15 protein-coding genes are annotated in these 17,241 nt (G+C 47.9%); 10 read left to right on the top strand and 5 right to left on the bottom strand.

From position 1 onward, the window contains the following. Positions 1-24: 24 nt before the first annotated feature. Together ACOIT5_RS06895 and ACOIT5_RS06900 are read right to left on the bottom strand one after the other, a co-directional pair. Complete coding sequence (locus ACOIT5_RS06895; protein WP_423129740.1) at positions 25-1,008, bottom strand: lipoate--protein ligase; 984 nt, start codon at positions 1,006-1,008, stop codon at positions 25-27. A 14-nt stretch (positions 1,009-1,022) separates the two neighbouring features. Then, entirely contained in the window at positions 1,023-3,413 is a 2,391-nt protein-coding gene (locus ACOIT5_RS06900) for a TonB-dependent receptor (RefSeq protein ID WP_423129741.1), read from the bottom strand. Positions 3,414-3,847: 434 nt separating this feature from the next. Here ACOIT5_RS06900 and ACOIT5_RS06905 point away from each other — a divergent pair, with 434 nt between their 5' ends. The 10 genes from ACOIT5_RS06905 (at position 3,848) to ACOIT5_RS06950 (ending at position 14,484) form a co-directional block, all read left to right on the top strand. Continuing rightward, a complete protein-coding gene (locus tag ACOIT5_RS06905; RefSeq protein ID WP_423129742.1) occupies positions 3,848-4,258 on the top strand; it encodes a response regulator in 411 nt (136 codons plus the stop codon). Positions 4,259-4,343: 85 nt separating this feature from the next. Continuing rightward, on the top strand, positions 4,344-4,766 hold the full coding sequence (locus tag ACOIT5_RS06910; protein ID WP_423129743.1) for a deoxycytidylate deaminase: 423 nt from the start codon (positions 4,344-4,346) through the stop codon (positions 4,764-4,766). A gap of 34 nt (positions 4,767-4,800) precedes the next feature. After that, positions 4,801-6,435, top strand: coding sequence for a S41 family peptidase (locus tag ACOIT5_RS06915; protein ID WP_423129744.1), 1,635 nt, complete (start codon positions 4,801-4,803; stop codon positions 6,433-6,435). Positions 6,436-6,474: 39 nt separating this feature from the next. Then, complete coding sequence (locus tag ACOIT5_RS06920; protein ID WP_423129745.1) at positions 6,475-6,960, top strand: RNA polymerase sigma factor; 486 nt, start codon at positions 6,475-6,477, stop codon at positions 6,958-6,960. A gap of 3 nt (positions 6,961-6,963) precedes the next feature. Next, on the top strand, positions 6,964-8,013 hold the full coding sequence (locus ACOIT5_RS06925; protein ID WP_423129746.1) for a hypothetical protein: 1,050 nt from the start codon (positions 6,964-6,966) through the stop codon (positions 8,011-8,013). Positions 8,014-8,072: 59 nt separating this feature from the next. Further along, positions 8,073-8,984 (top strand): outer membrane beta-barrel protein, encoded by a 912-nt coding sequence (locus ACOIT5_RS06930; protein WP_423129747.1) that lies wholly within the window; start codon positions 8,073-8,075, stop codon positions 8,982-8,984. Between the two features lie 205 nt (positions 8,985-9,189). Continuing rightward, positions 9,190-10,599, top strand: coding sequence for a TrkH family potassium uptake protein (locus ACOIT5_RS06935; RefSeq protein WP_423129748.1), 1,410 nt, complete (start codon positions 9,190-9,192; stop codon positions 10,597-10,599). Positions 10,600-10,624: 25 nt separating this feature from the next. Further along, positions 10,625-12,199: a TrkH family potassium uptake protein gene (locus ACOIT5_RS06940; protein ID WP_423129749.1), complete on the top strand. Its 1,575-nt coding sequence runs from the start codon at positions 10,625-10,627 to the stop codon at positions 12,197-12,199. A gap of 63 nt (positions 12,200-12,262) precedes the next feature. Then, a complete protein-coding gene (locus ACOIT5_RS06945) occupies positions 12,263-13,804 on the top strand; it encodes a DUF4118 domain-containing protein (RefSeq protein ID WP_423129750.1) in 1,542 nt (513 codons plus the stop codon). Then, positions 13,801-14,484 (top strand): response regulator, encoded by a 684-nt coding sequence (locus tag ACOIT5_RS06950; RefSeq protein ID WP_423129751.1) that lies wholly within the window; start codon positions 13,801-13,803, stop codon positions 14,482-14,484. The genes ACOIT5_RS06945 and ACOIT5_RS06950 overlap by 4 nt, the downstream gene beginning before the upstream one ends. Here the strand turns inward: ACOIT5_RS06950 and pepE are convergent. The 3 genes from pepE to ACOIT5_RS06965 all read right to left on the bottom strand — a co-directional run bounded on the left by pepE (position 14,466) and on the right by ACOIT5_RS06965 (position 17,115). After that, positions 14,466-15,191, bottom strand: a complete 726-nt coding sequence (gene pepE, locus ACOIT5_RS06955) for a dipeptidase PepE (RefSeq protein ID WP_423129752.1) — start codon at positions 15,189-15,191, stop codon at positions 14,466-14,468. The genes ACOIT5_RS06950 and pepE overlap by 19 nt on opposite strands. A gap of 76 nt (positions 15,192-15,267) precedes the next feature. Further along, entirely contained in the window at positions 15,268-16,131 is an 864-nt protein-coding gene (locus ACOIT5_RS06960; protein WP_423129753.1) for a hypothetical protein, read from the bottom strand. 96 nt (positions 16,132-16,227) lie between these two features. Then, positions 16,228-17,115 (bottom strand): tetratricopeptide repeat protein, encoded by an 888-nt coding sequence (locus ACOIT5_RS06965; RefSeq protein ID WP_423129754.1) that lies wholly within the window; start codon positions 17,113-17,115, stop codon positions 16,228-16,230. Positions 17,116-17,241 lie beyond the last annotated feature (126 nt).

Consider the following 17,241-nt stretch of genomic DNA (forward strand, 5'->3'; position numbering starts at 1 on the left):
GTTAGTTTTTTTCGCTGCCGGATATCAGAGGATTGCATCCAGTAAATCAGTAGGGGAAATGCCCTCGCGGGCCAGCTCTTCTTTTAAGGCCGATAAAGCGGGATCCAGGTCTTCGAGAGAGTGGTTCAGCCCTTTCAGTTCCCGGGCGACCAGACCGGCCAGATCGCTGAGAATAGCCCCTTCCCAAAGGCTTTCTTTTATTTTCCCTTTTTCAACCTGAAGGGTGAAGGCGATTTTTCCCCGGCCTGAAGTCAGTTCATTTCGGTACTTGTACCTGGGCGAGTAACCGTAAATCCAGTCCCATTGTGCATATTTTTCATCGCGGAGTTCTCTGATTGCTTTTCTATCGTCCTGATTTAGTTCCTTAATGATCGGATCGGCATAACTTTGAGCAATCGTTTCAAAAACGAAAGCAGCAAATTCTTCAACCTTCATTCGGGGTGAAAGGTAATCGGCTATATTGGTTACCGGACTCCGGTATGATTGCACGGCTTTATCTTCAAAGCGCGACAAATCCACATTCAATGCTTTTTTCAGCTTCTCTAAATGACTGTCGAAAAGCAGGGTTCCATGATGCAACACCCTATTTTTATAAACATGTTCGGCATTCCCCGAAATCTTTTTACCGTCGATCAGCAGGTCATTCCGGCCGGTCGTATAGGCATCGAGTCCCAGTTTCCGCAAAACCGCCAGCACCGGCCGGGTAAAGATTTTGAAATTGACCTCTTCGAGCCGTTCTACATTTTTAATGAAGGTAAAGTTGAGGTTCCCCGGATCGTGAAAAACAGTTCCTCCACCCGACAACCGCCGGGCAATTTTAATGTTGTTCTCGCGCACGTAACGGTGGTTGATTTCGGCCAGCGCATTTTGATGCTTGCCAACAACAACGGAATAGTCGCTGCGCCAGAGCATAAAAATGTCATCATGGAACTGTTTCAGAAGATATTCTTCGGTAGCCAAATTAAAGTAGGGATCCGGTTCGTTTAGTTGAATACAGAGTACTGTCATGCTGCAAATTTAAGCTAAAATGCCAGAATGATGCCGATGGTTGGTAATACGGTGCCCGAAACATTTTCAACCTGTTTCAGTACATATCGGGTTCCGTTATTGGTGGTGACAAACTGGCCGGCAGCATCTTCTTCGCGCACCACGATATCCTGATCGCGGTTTTTAAAAGCGTACAGGTTTTGGATGTCGATGTAAAACTTGGCCGTAATTTTGTCCAGGTAATAAGCTTTGTCCACACGGACATCCAACTGATGAAACGGGTCGAAGCGCTTCGTATTCCATCTTCCCTTATTCAGATAAGGCCCGTTGTTCAGGTTCCAGGCCTCCACCAGCGATGAACGCTCCAGATCGTAAGGCGTGTAGGGCAGGCCGCCCACAAACCTCCAGCGGGCGCCGATTGTCCAGCTACGGTTCAGGTTCCGGCTCGCAGTTATTACCAAAACGTGTTTGCTGTCCCAGGCCGAAACCAGCTTATTCCCGTTTTTGTCGTCAAATTCGCTCCTGACCAGGGTATAGGAAAGATTCAAATTGTGCCTGCCCGATGAAACCATGCGTGCCTGGAATTCAAGACCATAGGCTCTCCCTTCTGACACAGACCTCACTTGTTCGTTCCCGATGACCCCATAATCGGCTCCCAGGTTGGCGAGACTAACGGAATCTTTCACCGAGAACGGATAATTGCTGTAATTTTTCAGAAAACCTTCGAGTGTGAACACCATGTTTTGCCGGGCTTGATATTCCAACCCGGCAATCAGGTGATCGGCCCGGATATACTTCAGCTGATTGGCTTTATTGATGTATTCGTCATTTTCTTTATAACCCAGCGTGGTGTAGGGCGGCAACTGGTAATAACGTCCGCTGTTGAGGTTAAGGCTCCACCCGGGCCGGAATTGCCAGGATGCCGATACACGCGGAGAGAACTGGTCGAACAGTGAACTCATGTCCGGCGAATAGTTGTTGGCATCCATACGCACCCCAACCGACAAAGCAAGCCGGTCGTTTGCCAGTTTATGGCTGGCCTGACCGAACAATCCCCATTTGGTCAGGTTTAATCCGGTAGCGTAATTAACATCCAGGATCCCGTCGGCGTAATACCTTTTTTGTTTGGTTGAGTTGGTGTATCTCACAAAATCGAGACTGGCTCCAAAATTCAGCTTAGCCTCTCCCATCCGGGCCGTATTTTCGTACCGCAGTTTGTTTTCAATCTCTTGTGAAAGGTAGTCCAGGGTTTTGTTTTCTTCCGAACTGTAATCATTGTCGAGGTACTTTTGAGCCCGATTGTTCAAATGGTTCCGGCTTACCACGAGAGTTTGGTAGCCGTTTTCGCGATAATGCTTGTAAACAATTCCCGTGGCATAACTCCACTGTTCATTTTCGGAAATAGAAGCCAGAATATACTTTTGCTGATCATCGGGTTCTTTTATGTCGAGGTTGAGATCGAACTGATCAACCGAAGCAAGACCGATAAACGAAATTTCGTTTTTACGGTCGAGCTTTGTTTTCACTTTAAACTGCATATCGTTGAAGGTGGGCAAAAATGGCAACTCCAGCACACTAAACAAAAACTTCAGGTACGAACGGCGGGCCGAAACGATGCAGGTGGTTTTTTCGCCGATCGGTCCGTCAACGGTCACAGCTACTTCCGATGCACCTGCCGAGGTTTGCACCCGGATTTTCTCCTGGTTGCCGTCGACCTGATAAAACTCGAACACACCGCTCAGTGCGTTTCCCCGGTTGGCCGGAAAAGCGCCCGAAAAATAATTGACTTCGCGCAGCAAATCGGCATTGATGATGCCTACCGGGCCGCCCGAAGCTCCCTGCGTAGCAAAGTGGTTGATATTCGGCACCTCTACGCCGTCAAGAAAAAAACGGCTTTCAGCCGGGCCGCCGCCACGGATAATAATATCGTTCCGGAATGCAGGGGTTGACTGAACTCCGGGAAATGACTGGATGACTTTCGAAATATCGCGGTTGGCGCCCGGGCTGTTTTCGATTTCGGAAATACCTATGGTCTTTAATGAAAGCGGGCTTTCTTCCGTTTTCCTGAATACGGAAGAGGTCACCACGATCTCTTTAAGCTGGGTGTTGCTTTTCTCAAGTCCGATATCCAGGTACGCTGGCTTAAGATTACTGACTTCTACTTCTGCCGAAATAACATTCCGGTAGCCGATAAACGAAACCTCAAGCCGGATAAAGCCCGGCTCAAGTCCGCTAATGCGGTAAGTTCCGTCTTCAGCGGTTGTTGTGCCGCTTGTTGTGCCTGCAATAATCAGGTTTACAAACGGAAGCCCCTGATTGCCGGATCCGTCAAAAACACGGCCCTGGATGGAGGCATGCTGTGCATAACCGGCTGAACCGGCCAACCACAACAAAAAGGTAAAGACACGTTTATACTGCTGCTTCATAAGCAGACAATTTAGCTGTTTTTGAGCTATTTTTTGCGGTGTATTTCATAATCTGCACACCTGGATATCATATTTCCGCTCTGTTCTGACAGATAAAATTATAAAAAAACAGATGAATTTAGCGAGTGAGTAACGCGGGCAAAGATGATATTTTCCCGGATCACTGAAGCCGGCAGTCGATGTATCAAATACCATTATAAGCCGATAGAAATTGAAACCTCCCGTGATGACGGAAAAGTAAGGTTTCTTAGCTAAACTGAAGTAAAACATCATCCTTTTGAGAGTCCGGAATTTAATCCCTATCCCGAAGCAGGCAAACATCTTTCAGGGCATTTTTGACAGTCCTTCCACCCGGCAAATTCGTTTTCCCTTATAGCATTTATGTAAAACTTTCAATATCTTTGATAAGCTAACTCAAAAAAAGCGGAATAATAATGACTATGCACGAAAATCCGAAGATACTGATTGCAGAAGATGTTGAATCCAATTATTTGTATCTGAATGCTGTGCTGAGTAAAATCAGCGCACAAATTCTATGGGCAAAAAACGGACGGGAGGCAGTGGATATTTTCACCCGGGAAGCCGATATCGACCTGATTTTGATGGATCTGCAAATGCCCGAGATGAACGGTTATGAGGCGACCCAGCTGATCAAAGCTGAAAATCCGGAAATTCCCGTGATCGCCCAAACAGCCTTTGCCATGTCCGACGACCGCGAGAAAGCGCTTCAGTCGGGCTGCGACGATTATCTGGCCAAACCAATCAAATCGAAAGACTTACTCAATATCGTTGAAAAATACCTGCACGGACAAAAACCCGCTCATCCTGAAAATAAAAAATTGTAATCTCCCGGAACGGATATGTATTTTTGTAATTCTTTTTTCAGATAAAGACTGATCATTTATTACTTTTGGCCACAAAGATCTGCTAATGGGAAACAAACAATATCTGCTGGATCAGCGTTATCTGAAAATGGCTGCCATCTGGGCCCAAAATTCATATTGCAAACGACGACAGGTTGGGGCCCTCCTGGTAAAAGACCAGATGATTATTTCTGACGGGTACAACGGCACGCCTTCGGGTTTTGAAAATAACTGCGAGGACGAAAACAACCGGACAAAACCGTATGTGCTGCATGCCGAAGCCAACGCCATCACAAAAGTGGCCAAATCGAACAACAGCAGTGAGGGCGCTACCATGTATGTCACCTCGTCGCCTTGTATGGAATGTGCCAAACTGATCATCCAGGCCGGGATCAAGCGGGTGGTTTTCACCGACAGCTACCGCCTTGAAGACGGAATTGACCTGCTGCGGCGCGCCAACATCGAAGTGGTGCAGGTAGAAGACGAATAAACAACCGGACCGAAAAAAAAGAAAACAGGAAAACATGAACAAACGAATAAACATTTTATTACCCCTTCTGATTGCCGCGGCGGTAATCGTGGGTATCTTTTTAGGCAATAATCTACGTAAAGCGCCTAAAGTAGCAGGCTACCACAATATGTCGATGTCGAAATCCAACAAGCTCAGCGCGATTGTTGATTTAATCGCCAGCGCTTATGTCGACTCCATTTCAACTTCCGAACTGGTCGAAGACGCCATTCCCGGCCTGCTGCAAAACCTCGACCCGCACTCCACTTACATCCCGGCCAAAGACATGCAGGAAGTGAACGAAGAGATGCAGGGAAATTTCGGAGGAATCGGGGTCCAGTTCTCGGTTCATAACGATACCGTACAGGTGATCGATGTGGTTTCGGGCGGACCATCTTCCCGGCTGGGCATCCTGCCCGGCGACCGGATTGTTACCGTCAACGACTCGGTCATCGCCGGAATAAACGTCAAAAATGAAACGGTTTTAAGTCTGCTTCGCGGCGAAAAAGGAACGAAAGTGACCGTTGGCATTAAACGCAAGGGAATCAGCGACCTGATCCCCTACGAAATCACCCGCGGCGACATTCCGATTATCAGCGTGGATGTCAGTTACATGATCAATGTATCCACCGGTTTTGTGAAAGTCAGCCGCTTTGCCGAAAAAACCTACCGTGAATTCAGCGATGCCATCGCGAAATTGGATAAGCTGGGGGCCGAAAAAATCATTGTCGACCTGCGCGGAAACCCGGGTGGTTATTTAAAAGCGGTTATCCAGATGGTGAATGATTTTTTGGATGAAGGAGAGTTGATTGTTTACACGGAAGGACATTCCCAATCGCGGAAAACTTACACCGCCGATAATAGAGGCAAATGGTTTGGCAAAAAAATGCTGGTCCTGATTGATGAATATTCGGCATCGGCCAGTGAGATTTTTGCCGGTGCGCTCCAGGATAACGACCGCGGAATTATTATCGGACGCCGGTCTTTCGGCAAAGGCCTGGTTCAGGAGCAAATCCCCTTTCACGACGGCTCGGCCCTTCGCCTGACTGTTGCCCGCTATTATACCCCTAGCGGCAGAAGTATCCAAAAACCTTACGAAAACGGAAACCCCCAGTATTTTCACGACATCATGAACCGTGCGGCCCACGGCGAATTCCAGGAAGCTGACAGCATCCGCTTTGCCGACACGCTGCGATACGAAACCAAACACGGACGGGTGGTGTACGGCGGCGGCGGCATTATGCCCGATTATTTTGTGCCTGTCGACACTACCGGTTATTCCGAATACTTCTCAAAAATTACCCAGAAATCGCTGGTGTACCACTTTGCTTTCGAGTACAGCGACAAAAACCGGAACAGGCTGAATAAAATGGGCACGGCGGATGAGTTTAACGATTATCTGGGCAAAGAAAAAATTCTGGAACAGTTCGTGGCCTATGCCGGGCAAAAAGGCGTTGGACGGAGTGATTCCGGCTTGAAAGCTTCCGGTAAAATCATTGAAACCCAGCTCATGGCGTACATCGCCCGAAATATCATTGGAGAAGCAGGCTTCTTCCCGATTATCCAGAGAATTGATAATACATTGCTAAAAGCAATCGAGATTTCGGGCTCAGAAGATTCGCTGGAAAAATTGCTGGCTGTAACAAAATAGAACTTCATCCGTCATACCGGGTGTACAGACTAAAGCCCCATGACCGTTGAAGACTACAACCAAGCTGTAAATCAACATGCTGACGGACTATTCAGGTTTGTTCTGAAAAATATTCGCGACCACGAAAAAGCACGGGATATTGTTCAGGACAGCTATGAAAAACTCTGGCTTCATCTCGATTTTGTTTCAGCCGATAAAGTAAAATCATATCTGTATTCAACGGCTTACCACCGGTTGATCGATGTCATCCGGAAAGACAGCAGGCTAAGTTTGCTGGAAGATCACCGGCAGCCGGAAGATGTTCACGTTGAGCAGTATTCCGATCTGCATGAGGTATTGAACCAGGCCGTTAAACGTTTGCCGAACGACCAGCGATCGGTGCTGATGCTACGTGATTACGAAGGTTATTCGTATAAAGAAATCTCCGAAATCACTGGTCTGAATGAATCCCAGGTAAAGGTTTACATTTACCGCGCCCGGGTTTTCTTAAAAAATTATATCGGGAAAATGGATGTTTTGGTGTAAAAAATGAAGATCAGCAGGTTAAATTATGAGCCGTTTTTTATCGACTATACCGACGGGAACCTCCCGCCCGGTCTGGTCGATGAATTTCTTGATTTTCTGGAAGAAAACCCGGATCTGGCCGAAGAACTGAAAGCTGTCCACGGGATCAGCCTTCCAAAAACAGAAGTGACATTCCCGGCAAAAGAAAAACTGCTAAAAACCGGATCAGCCGCCGAAAGCGGATTCGATTACCGCCTTGTTGCTTACATCGAAGGCGATTTGTCTGAGGCCGAACAATCGGCATTGCTCGACGAAATTGCCCGCGATCCTGAAAAGCAAAAGACAGTCAGGCTGTTTGAACAGATCAGGCTGAGGCCTGATGCCGCCCCGGTATTTCCTGATAAAAGTTTGCTGCTGAAAAAGAAATCTGAAATCTACCTGTATCCCTGGTTTGGCCGGGTGGCAGCCATCCTGCTGCTCGGTTTACTCGGCTGGTACCTGTGGCCCGACAGCCCTGACAGGCCCGCTGAGCAGCAAATCGTCCGGCACCTGCCCGAAACGTCAGTACCCGGTGCACCCGTTGAAAAGCCGGCGGTAATTCCGGAAGAACCCATCGAAAAACAACCAGCCAAAATCACAGCCGAACCGGCGCAACTAGCGTCTGCCGCGACCACGGCCCGGGTTCAACCGCTAAAGCCCGCTGCAAAAGGGCCTGAAATGCCGGCTGAGGAATATCCCCCTCGCGAACCGGCGCCCGAACCGATCCCCCCGATGACAAAAAGCCTGATTACTGACCGCCCGGCCAAGCCGGTTGCATCCGTAAACCAAGGGCAAAGCGGGCAAAACACCCGGGATTACCTCAAGCTGGATGAATACCTGGCCCACAAAATACTCAATACCCCAAAAGGAGAAAACATTTCATTTTCGAACCTGGTAAGAGCCGGGCTGCATGCTGCCGAAAATATTTCCAACGAACGTTTTGCCCTCGAAGAAAATAACCGGGGAGAAATATCGGGAGTTAACTTTCAAAGCCGCCTGATTGCCTTTTCCATCCCCGTCAAAAAAAATAAATAAGCGCTGTAACTTAATCCCGGGGTCTGCCGTCATAGGTCAGAAATTAAATGATAACTGCTATGAAACGATTATTTTTATTTAACCTGGCCCTTTTACTGGTGACCTTCGCCTGGGCGCAGGAACAAACCAGAACCACGGTAACAAGTACCAAAAAAGTTCTGGAAGTAACCGAGGATGCCGATAAAACCGAAGTCAGCCTGTTGAACGACCGGATCAACATACGCGACAACTATCACAGCGACACTACCACCATCCGCATCGGGAAAAGAAATATTGAAATCATTGAGAAAGATAACAAAACCAATATCAATGTAACCAAAGACGAAAACTGGGATAAGGACTGGAAAAAAAACAAACGCTTTAACGGGCATTGGGCCGGTTTTGAACTGGGCTTTAACGGTTTTTACAACGAAGATTACAGCCTTTACGATGAGACCGGCTTCATGGACCTGGACCAACCGAAATCAATGGAGGTAAATATCAATTTTCTGGAGTATAACATCAGCCTGAAAGAAGAACGCGTCGGACTGGTCACCGGCATGGGCTTTTCGATGAACAATTACCGTTTCGATAATCAGGTTACCATCGATAAAATTGACGGGATGGTTATGCCGGTACCGGTGGAAACGGAGAAATTTGACAAATCAAAGTTAACCCTTTCTTACCTCACCGTTCCGCTCATGCTCGAGTGGCAAATCCCGGTTAACGATCATTCCAATCATTTTTTCATCTCGGCCGGAATGATGGGGGGCATCAATATCGGTTCGCACACCAAGATTAAAGCAGACCATTCAAAAACAAAAGACCGGGGGAGTTTCAATATCAACCCCTTCAGGTATGCCGCCGTGGCACGGGCCGGGTTAAAAGATATCTCCTTATTTGCATCATACAGCCTTTCGCCTTTGTTTAAAGACGATAAAGGCCCTGAGCTCTTTCCGTTCACCGTCGGGATCAGCCTGGTAAACTTCTGACAAAAAACAGGAAACAGAACGAAAAGACCCGCCATGCGCGGGTCTTTTTTGTTTACCGGAGATCATCGTCCGGCGAATAATTATGAAGCCGGCGTACAGCCACAGTCTTTATAAAATCTTTATACCCTTGCCAAAAATATTTACACTGCCTTTATAAAATCGCCCGCACCTTTGCATTCACCGGCGATTAAAAAAACAGTGACGAATGCGCTTTAATAATCTCTTGCTGACGGTTTCGCTGATCCTGATGGTTGAAGGATTGTCTTTTTTGATGTGTATCCCTTCCGGCATTTATTACCACGAGCCACTGGCTCCGTTTTATTTGCCGGCATTCATCTCGCTGCTGACAGGCTGTTTCCTGTTCGCGGTTTCCGGTAAAAAATTCGAAACAATAACAAGCAACAGGGAAAGTATCCTGTTAATAAGCGTTTCGTGGTTGGCGCTTATCGTGGCCGGAAGCCTGCCTTACCTGGTCAGCAAAACAATTCCATCGTTGGTTGACGTCTTTTTTGAAACAACATCGGGATTTACTACCACCGGTTCGTCGGTTCTTACCAACACGGACCGGCTGCCAAAATCCATACTTTTCTGGCGTAGCCTTACACATTGGCTGGGCGGAATCGGGACCATCCTGATGTTTATCGTAATTTTCCCCTCTCTGAATATTGGTGGATATCAGCTCTTTTCACCGGAAGAACAAACGACTCCCGGCCCGGCCTTTGTGATGAAACGCGTGGTCCTGGTTTATGGTGTTCTGACGGCGGCGCAAGTCGTTTTGCTGTACTCGGGCGGGATGAATCTTTTTGAAAGTTTTTGCTACGCATTCGGCGCCGTTTCAACAGGTTGTTTTTCTCCTCAGGCCGAAGGCCTTGCCGCGTACCCGCCATACATCCAGTACCTGATGGCCTTTTTTATGCTTTTATCCGGCGTCGGCTACATCATCTTTTATTTTATTGTAAGCGGGAAGTTCAGGATTGCGTTCAGGAATGAAGAAAACAGGATTTACCTGATCATTTTTTTCACTTTGTCGCTACTCATAACCGGGATCAGGCGCTTTCAGCCAGGCGGCGGATTTGAAAGCAGTTTCCGGGAAGGCATCTTTCAAACGGCATCGGTGATTAGTTCTTCGGGCTATTCGCTTACTGATTATTCCATCCGGCCGGACTATCTGTTGGTTCTACTTTTCTTTTTCCTGCTTATCGGGGGTTGCACGGGTTCGGCTGCCGGCGGAATAAAGATGTCGCGTTTTCTGATCCTTTTCAGGAACTTCAGTTTGCAGTTCAGGAATCCAAACGCTCCTTCAAACGCGTCTGACCTGAAATATAACAGGAAGCTGATCGGCCGGGATGACAACCTGTCGGTTTTGTCCTTATTCAGTGTTTTCGGGATCACATTTTTATTGGGAACAATCATTCTTTCCCTCTTTACGCCCGATTTTGGAAAATCCGCGTTTTTATCCGCTTCGGCCTTAACCACCTTCGGACACCGTCTGGATTTGTCCTGTTTTCCCGATGCCGGAAAAATTACGCTGTCCATCCTGATGTTATTGGGACGCCTGGAAATATACCCTTTACTACTCATGTTTGCGCCGTCGGTATACCGAAAAATGAATTAAAGATAATTGGGAAGGAATCAGAAAAATGAAGAGCAACACGTACAAAACGGTCTTTAAGCAAATCGGGAACCTGTTTATCCTGCTTGGTTTTATCCTGCTTGTTCCCGCCGTTGTCTCGGTTATCTACGCGGAATGGTACTCCGTTTCAGGCTTTCTTCTTTCCGCATTCATCATCACGGGAGCGGGCTTCATGCTGTACAAGGGATTTTATTACGCAGAAGAACCTCAATACAATCATTCTCTGATTATTGCAGCCTCCGGCTGGCTGGGAATTACCCTGATGGGGGGATTGCCGTTTTTTATTATCGCTTTTATCACTCCAGTGGATGTGATGAACCGGTTCATTCCTGAAGGAGCGGCATATACCTTCTCAAGCCTGATTTATTTCAAAGATCCGCTGCATTGCTTCTTTGAAAGCATGAGCGCCTATACAACAACCGGTCTGACGATGGCCATCCACGAACCTTCGGTAGGCAAAGGGGTCCTTTTTTACCGTTCGTTTGCACAATGGATTGGCGGCGCCGGTTTTATTGTGATGGTCCTGGCCGTGTTCAAGCAGACTTCGGGCAAAAGCGCCCTCTTATTGTATGGCTCGGAAGCCAGCGGCGTAAAGCTCCGGCCAAGAATTATCGAAACGGCAAGGGCCATTTGGAAGGTGTACCTGTTTGTTACCCTGTTTTCGGTGGTTTACCTGATCATTGGCACGTTCCTGATCTTGCCTGATTACCCGTTTTTTGAGAATATTTTCGACGCTGTCAATCATGCCATGACGGGTCAGTCGACAGGCGGATTCAGCACACTGGACGACAGTATTGCCGGCTACCATTCCGTTTATATGGACATGTTGTACCTCTTGCCCATGATGCTCGGCGCTTTTTCCATCCCTTTTTATTATAAAGTGATTTACGAGCGGAAATTCCGTGAATTCTGGGAAGATATTCAGACCCGCTGCCTGATGATTGCTTTCATTTTCGGAAGCCTCATCCAGTCTGTTCTGCTTTTCCGCGCCGAAGTGGTCCCTTCTCCCGTTCGTGAAGGCATTTTTCAGTTTATCAGCGCCATGTCGACCACCGGCTGGCAAACTTCGGATATTGGCAGCTGGGACTGGATTTCGGTGGTATTTATTGTTTCAACAGCGATGTTTGTAGGCGGGGCCTCGGGAGCAACGGTCGGGGGAATTAAAATGATCCGGGCACTGATCATTAAAAAAGGGCTGCGGTGGCAAATCAACAAAGCATTTCTGTCGGGGAACACCGTGAAAGCAATCCGGTTTAATAATAAAACCATGTTGCCCGAAGAGATGAATGAAGAATTTACCAAAGCCGCTTCATTTGCCATCATGTTCTTTCTGCTGGTCCTGGCTTCGTCAATAATCACCGCCATATATACCGAAGGGAGTTTCAGCTTTGCCGATGCCCTGTTTGAGTCGGCCTCGGCGCAGGGAACTGTCGGGCTGTCATCCGGAATTACCGATCCGGACATGCCCCGGGTGCTCGAACTGGTTTACATTTTTCAGATGTGGGCCGGAAGGCTTGAAATTATTCCGGTATTTGCCCTGATCCGGGCCATTTTTTGGGGTACAAGACCAAAGATTGTCTGAAAGTAACCGGCAGATGATGAAAAGGCGTCATTTAGCTTTAAATTTGTCGTTTAATTTGGTCTCATGGATAAAAATAAAATCATCGGGTTTAAATACGTGCCGCTGTTTAATTCAAAGACAGATCACTACCTTCTTTCGGTGATTATCGTCGGACTGACCGCTTTGATATGCGCCCCGCTTTCCAACACGCAAAGTTACCATGTTGTTTCTTTTATTCTCCTGTTTGTAACGTCCTTCATGGCGACCTTCATGGGAATTGGCCCTGTTTTGCTTGCCGCTACCCTCAGCGCGCTGGTGTGGAACTATTTTTTCATTCCTCCCCATTATACCTTTCACATCGATAAAGCTGAAGACATCCTGATGTTCGGAATGTTTTTCATCATTGCCCTGCTGAACGGCGTACTGACAACCCGGGTACGTAAACAGGAAAGATTGGCACGCGACCGGGAAAAACGTACCAATGCCCTGTTCCAGCTAACAAAAGAACTATCGAAAGCCCGTGGAATTGATGAAGTTTTGGGCGTGGCCATCGAAGACATTAAAACTCATTTCTCAACCGATTCCTTTTTCATCATGCAGAACGGGAACAACGTGCTCCTTTCGTCGGGACGCTTGCAAAAAGAGAAGAAACTTTCGCAGGACGAGTACCAGGCGGCCGACTGGGTATTTCAGCATTGCCGCGAAGCCGGTAAGTTCACGGATGTCCGGTCTGCTGTAAACTACACCTTTTTTCCTTTGCGGGGCACCCGGATCAATCCCGGAGTAGTTGCCATTAATCTTGACCGGCAGCTTCAGGGAGACAAAAAAGTATTCTGGGATACCTACCTGGCACAAATATCCAATGCCCTTGAGCGTGAATTTCTGGGTGAACTGGCGCAGAAAGCCCGGTTTCTGGATGAATCGGACAAGCTGTACAAAACCCTGTTCAATTCCATTTCCCACGAATTGAGAATTCCTGTTGCCACAATCCTTGGAGCGGCGGATACCTTACTGGCATCGCCTCACCCGCGGAATGTCCGGTCGGCCTTGCTTCATGAAATTTTCACAGCTTCTCTGCGCCTGAACCGGCTTATTGAAAACCTGCTGAACATGTCGCGGCTCGAAAGCGGGCGCATTTCAGTCCGGTTAGACTGGTACGATCTGAATGACCTGGTGAACAAGGTGACGGAAGATCTGAAGGACGAACTGAAACCATTCTCGCTCGAAATATCCGTTCCGGAAGAGATGCCCCTGGTGAAAATCGATTTCGGGCTGATGGAACAGGTCCTGTACAACCTCTTGTTCAATTCATGTGAATATGCCCCGGTTTCATCTGCCATTGGCTTGAATATGTCTTATCAAGACGGCGAACTTATCATGCAGATCATGGACCGGGGGCCGGGATTCCCCGAGGAGGCCATGAAAAATGTATTTAAAAAGTTTTTCCGGGTCGAAGGAAGTAAAACAGGCGGCCTGGGTTTGGGCTTATCCATTGTAAAAGGATTTGTTGAGGCGCACAAAGGCATTATATCGGTTGAGAACAGGCCGAACGGGGGAGCCCTGTTTACCATTCGGATACCTTCTGAGAACCCCGGGATAGAAAAAAACCAACTCCAAAACCAATGATCGGACAGGAAACCATATTGATTATTGACGATGAATTGCAGATTCGCCGCTTGCTCGAAATAACTCTCTCTGCCAGCGGGTATAAAATTATCCATTCATCAAACGGCAGAGACGGCCTGGTTGATGCCGCAACACATCATCCCTCGTTAATTATTCTCGACCTCGGGTTGCCGGATATGGACGGACAGGAAATCTTAAAAAAATTACGGGAATGGTTCTGCAAACCCGTGATCGTTTTATCGGTACGGGCCTCGGAAGAAGATATCATCACCGCGTTGGACAGCGGGGCAAACGACTACCTGACCAAACCGTTCAGAAGCGGCGAGCTGCTTGCCCGTATCCGGGCAGCCATCCGGTCGGGCGAAAAAAAAGACAATGCCCCGGTTTTGGAATTCGGTTCACTGGCGATCGATCTGGTAAACCATGTTGCCCGAAAAAACGACGAGATCTTAAAACTGACCTCTACCGAATTTTCATTGTTGTGTTTACTGGCCAAAAACCAGGGACGTGTGCTGACACATCAGTATATTCTGAAAGAGGTATGGGGCTTCGGTTATATTGAACAAACCCAATACCTGAGGGTATTTATTGCGCAACTCCGGAAAAAGATCGAAGACAACCCGTCGAAACCCGTGTTACTGATTACCGAATCAGGAATTGGCTACCGGTTCGGAGAATAGTTTTCCAGTAGAAAGTTAAAATCGTCTCCGGCGGCTAACTCCCGCGGTTTTTGCCCTTTTTTGAAGATCCGGGCGGTACGCGGACCAATCAGATCCAGCCGTCCGTTTTCCAGTTTCAGCATGGTTCCTTCACGAAGCCCGGCCACATATACATCCGGGTTTACTTCCAGAAATTCTTCGATGCGTTGTTCGCGGGTTTCGCCGGCATGCCCGTCGGGGTTGGCATCCAGGTAGTGCGGGTTAATCTGGAAAGGGACCAAGCCGGTAGTGGCGAAGCTGGTCGGATCGATAATCGGCATATCGTTGGTTGTGCGCAGCGTTGGGCAGGCTATATTCGATCCGGCGCTCCAGCCGATGTAGGGAATGCCATCCTTCACTTTTCGGGCAATTAATGGCATCAGGTTCCGGTCGTGCAACAAACGAACCAGTTGCCAGGTATTGCCTCCGCCAACAACGATCGCTTCAGCGTCTTCCACAGCTTGTTCCGGCTGTTCAACATGATGGATGCTCACCACCGAATGACCGATTTCGGCGAAACGTTCATTTACTTTCCGTTCATATTCGTCATACGTGAAGGTGACCGCGGCATACGGAATAAACAGGGCCTTTACCGGTTTTTCGCCCAGGAATTTTTTTATTTCCTGTTTGGGGTAGTCCAGGTAGGCCTCACCCGGCATGGTTGAATTGCTGATCAGTAACAGTTTCATGGATATCTTCTTTTATTGGCTAAAATATAATTTCTACGGTTTGCCACACAGGAAATAGATCAGGATTTCGCCCGGTTTAGAACAAAATCAGTGCAAGGCCCACCGAAAACGGATACACCTCGGGGCCTTTACCTTCCTCAAACAAGGGCCTCAAGTCGTAAGTCGCGAACAGATTGACCCAACGGTAGCCCAAACGCGCTGTTGCCGAATAGCGGAAATCGTGCGTGTAAAAATCGTCGGGGGTTTTCAGCTTTTGCTTTTGGTTATTCTTACGGTACTTGATTTTGGTGTGCGAGCCCAATTGCCTGCTCACTGTGATTCCGCCGGACAAATACAGCCGGTTTTTATAGTGTTTCAGGGGAACCTGAAACTCGAGCAAAAGCGGCATGTTCAGGTAAATCGACGAAAACTTCGATTTCTGATTGGCGTCAAAATAAAGCTGAACCGGTTCAATGCGCGAATCACCGGCCACGAAGCTGGTGTTTTTATCGAGGTAATAGGTTTGAAGCTCCATGCCCAGGCCGGTTACCAGCCCGATGGTGTTCCGCGTATGCTGTAATCCTTTCGACAGTTGAAACAGGTTGACATGAAAGGTGGTCGAACGAAGCAGGTTCAGGTCCAGAAAATCCTGTTCATCGTCGGGGTACATCGAATAGTCGGCCCGTGCCAGTCCGTTAAGTCCCAGGTGAATGCCTGCCCAGTGTCCCTTAAATTCATCTTCCCAAAAATTAAAACCTTCGATCGGCAAGCTTTTCAGGTTAATTACGGTCGGTGATTTTTTTTCCGGGCTTGTTGACGGATTTGTATCCCAGTACTGAGCCTGGCTCGGTACGGCGAAAAGAAAAATACCTGCAAGGAGAAAAAGCTTTATTAAAATCAGGCTTTGGTCCTTTGCATGGTAAAAGCGGGAACGGTCCCATTTTTCAGACTTGTTTACCATACGGTTTTCCGGCTTACTAATAGCATAACAAAGATATAAATCAAATTCCTAAAATTCGAACGGACAAAATGCCGACCTCAACCGGGCGCCAATCCTTTATTCTAAATATTTCCGGTAATAGTTGGCTTGTTCGGGATTTTCGAAACGGGTGTAAATATTAACCAGGTAAGGCGCATATTTGGGCCCGGGATTCATTTCCCACAACACCTTAAAATAGGTCAAGGCCTGTTGGAAATCGGCTGTCACCAGCTTCAGTTCCTGCACAAGCTGGAGATGCTGCACGTGGGTACGCTTGTTTTCATATTTTTTCATTTCGCGTTGGTAGCGATCTTCTGCCATTCGGTAATATTTATCGCCCAGCCATTCGAGGGCATCCACATGTTTCGGGTTGATTTCGAGCAATTGCCCGGCAATGGTGTCGCAGCTTTCTTTTTGATCAAGCTGACGTTGAATCAAAAAATACTGGTTGAGGTATTTTTCCTCTTTTCGTTTTTCTGCACTTATGAATGGCCAGATTTTCAGCGCGTTTTCCTTATTTCCCATCCCGGTATACCGGTCAAAGAGGCGGATGCTCACCCCGGCCGTATCGGCCTGCTCCGGGTAATGTTCCTGATAGGCTTCCAGGACCGTCAATTCTTTGTTCAGGTTATTTTGCTGCCGGTAAATGGCTGCCAGGGCCTTATACATCCCGGGGTCGGCATAGTTTCCGTATTGGGCCATGCCGAACCAACTTTCGGCCAGGGCGACCTCGTTAGCACGGTAAGCGGTTTTGGCTGCCCGGGCATATTCCTCAGGACTGATTTCGCTCCCCGCGGCAAGTTGCTGATCAAAATACCGGCTCCAGGCCTGCGTGGCCGCTTCAAACCGACCTTCCGCTTCTGCCGTTTCCGCGTTTGCCCGGTGCGAAACAATCACTTTAGGCGCACTGCAACCCATTATGATTGTTACGAATATCATCATGATGACCTCACTCCTTCTTTTCATTTCCTTCATTTTAAGTTGAAACGGTAAAGGTAGCATATTTGTTTTGCAGCCCAAATCAACCGGTTTGAGGAGCTGTTGAACAGAATGCCCCGGCACCAGCGATTTACAGTTGGCGGGAAGGCAGAA

The organism is Gaoshiqia hydrogeniformans (assembly GCF_049347105.1).
In the GTDB taxonomy this organism is placed as follows: Bacteria; Bacteroidota; Bacteroidia; order Bacteroidales; family Prolixibacteraceae; genus Gaoshiqia; species Gaoshiqia hydrogeniformans.

Excerpts from the sequence above, each read along its gene's own strand:
- ACOIT5_RS06940 (WP_423129749.1), top strand. The coding sequence starts at position 10,625 with ATGAAGAGCAACACGTACAAAACGGTCTTTAAGCAAATCGGGAACCTG.
- ACOIT5_RS06905 (WP_423129742.1), top strand. The coding sequence starts at position 3,848 with ATGACTATGCACGAAAATCCGAAGATACTGATTGCAGAAGATGTTGAA.
- ACOIT5_RS06920 (WP_423129745.1), top strand. The coding sequence starts at position 6,475 with ATGACCGTTGAAGACTACAACCAAGCTGTAAATCAACATGCTGACGGA.
- ACOIT5_RS06895 (WP_423129740.1), bottom strand. The coding sequence starts at position 1,008 with ATGACAGTACTCTGTATTCAACTAAACGAACCGGATCCCTACTTTAAT.
- ACOIT5_RS06960 (WP_423129753.1), bottom strand. The coding sequence starts at position 16,131 with ATGGTAAACAAGTCTGAAAAATGGGACCGTTCCCGCTTTTACCATGCA.
- ACOIT5_RS06900 (WP_423129741.1), bottom strand. The coding sequence starts at position 3,413 with ATGAAGCAGCAGTATAAACGTGTCTTTACCTTTTTGTTGTGGTTGGCC.
- ACOIT5_RS06935 (WP_423129748.1), top strand. The coding sequence starts at position 9,190 with ATGCGCTTTAATAATCTCTTGCTGACGGTTTCGCTGATCCTGATGGTT.
- pepE (WP_423129752.1), bottom strand. The coding sequence starts at position 15,191 with ATGAAACTGTTACTGATCAGCAATTCAACCATGCCGGGTGAGGCCTAC.
- ACOIT5_RS06925 (WP_423129746.1), top strand. The coding sequence starts at position 6,964 with ATGAAGATCAGCAGGTTAAATTATGAGCCGTTTTTTATCGACTATACC.
- ACOIT5_RS06930 (WP_423129747.1), top strand. The coding sequence starts at position 8,073 with ATGAAACGATTATTTTTATTTAACCTGGCCCTTTTACTGGTGACCTTC.
- ACOIT5_RS06915 (WP_423129744.1), top strand. The coding sequence starts at position 4,801 with ATGAACAAACGAATAAACATTTTATTACCCCTTCTGATTGCCGCGGCG.
- ACOIT5_RS06910 (WP_423129743.1), top strand. The coding sequence starts at position 4,344 with ATGGGAAACAAACAATATCTGCTGGATCAGCGTTATCTGAAAATGGCT.
- ACOIT5_RS06950 (WP_423129751.1), top strand. The coding sequence starts at position 13,801 with ATGATCGGACAGGAAACCATATTGATTATTGACGATGAATTGCAGATT.
- ACOIT5_RS06945 (WP_423129750.1), top strand. The coding sequence starts at position 12,263 with ATGGATAAAAATAAAATCATCGGGTTTAAATACGTGCCGCTGTTTAAT.
- ACOIT5_RS06965 (WP_423129754.1), bottom strand. The coding sequence starts at position 17,115 with ATGAAAAGAAGGAGTGAGGTCATCATGATGATATTCGTAACAATCATA.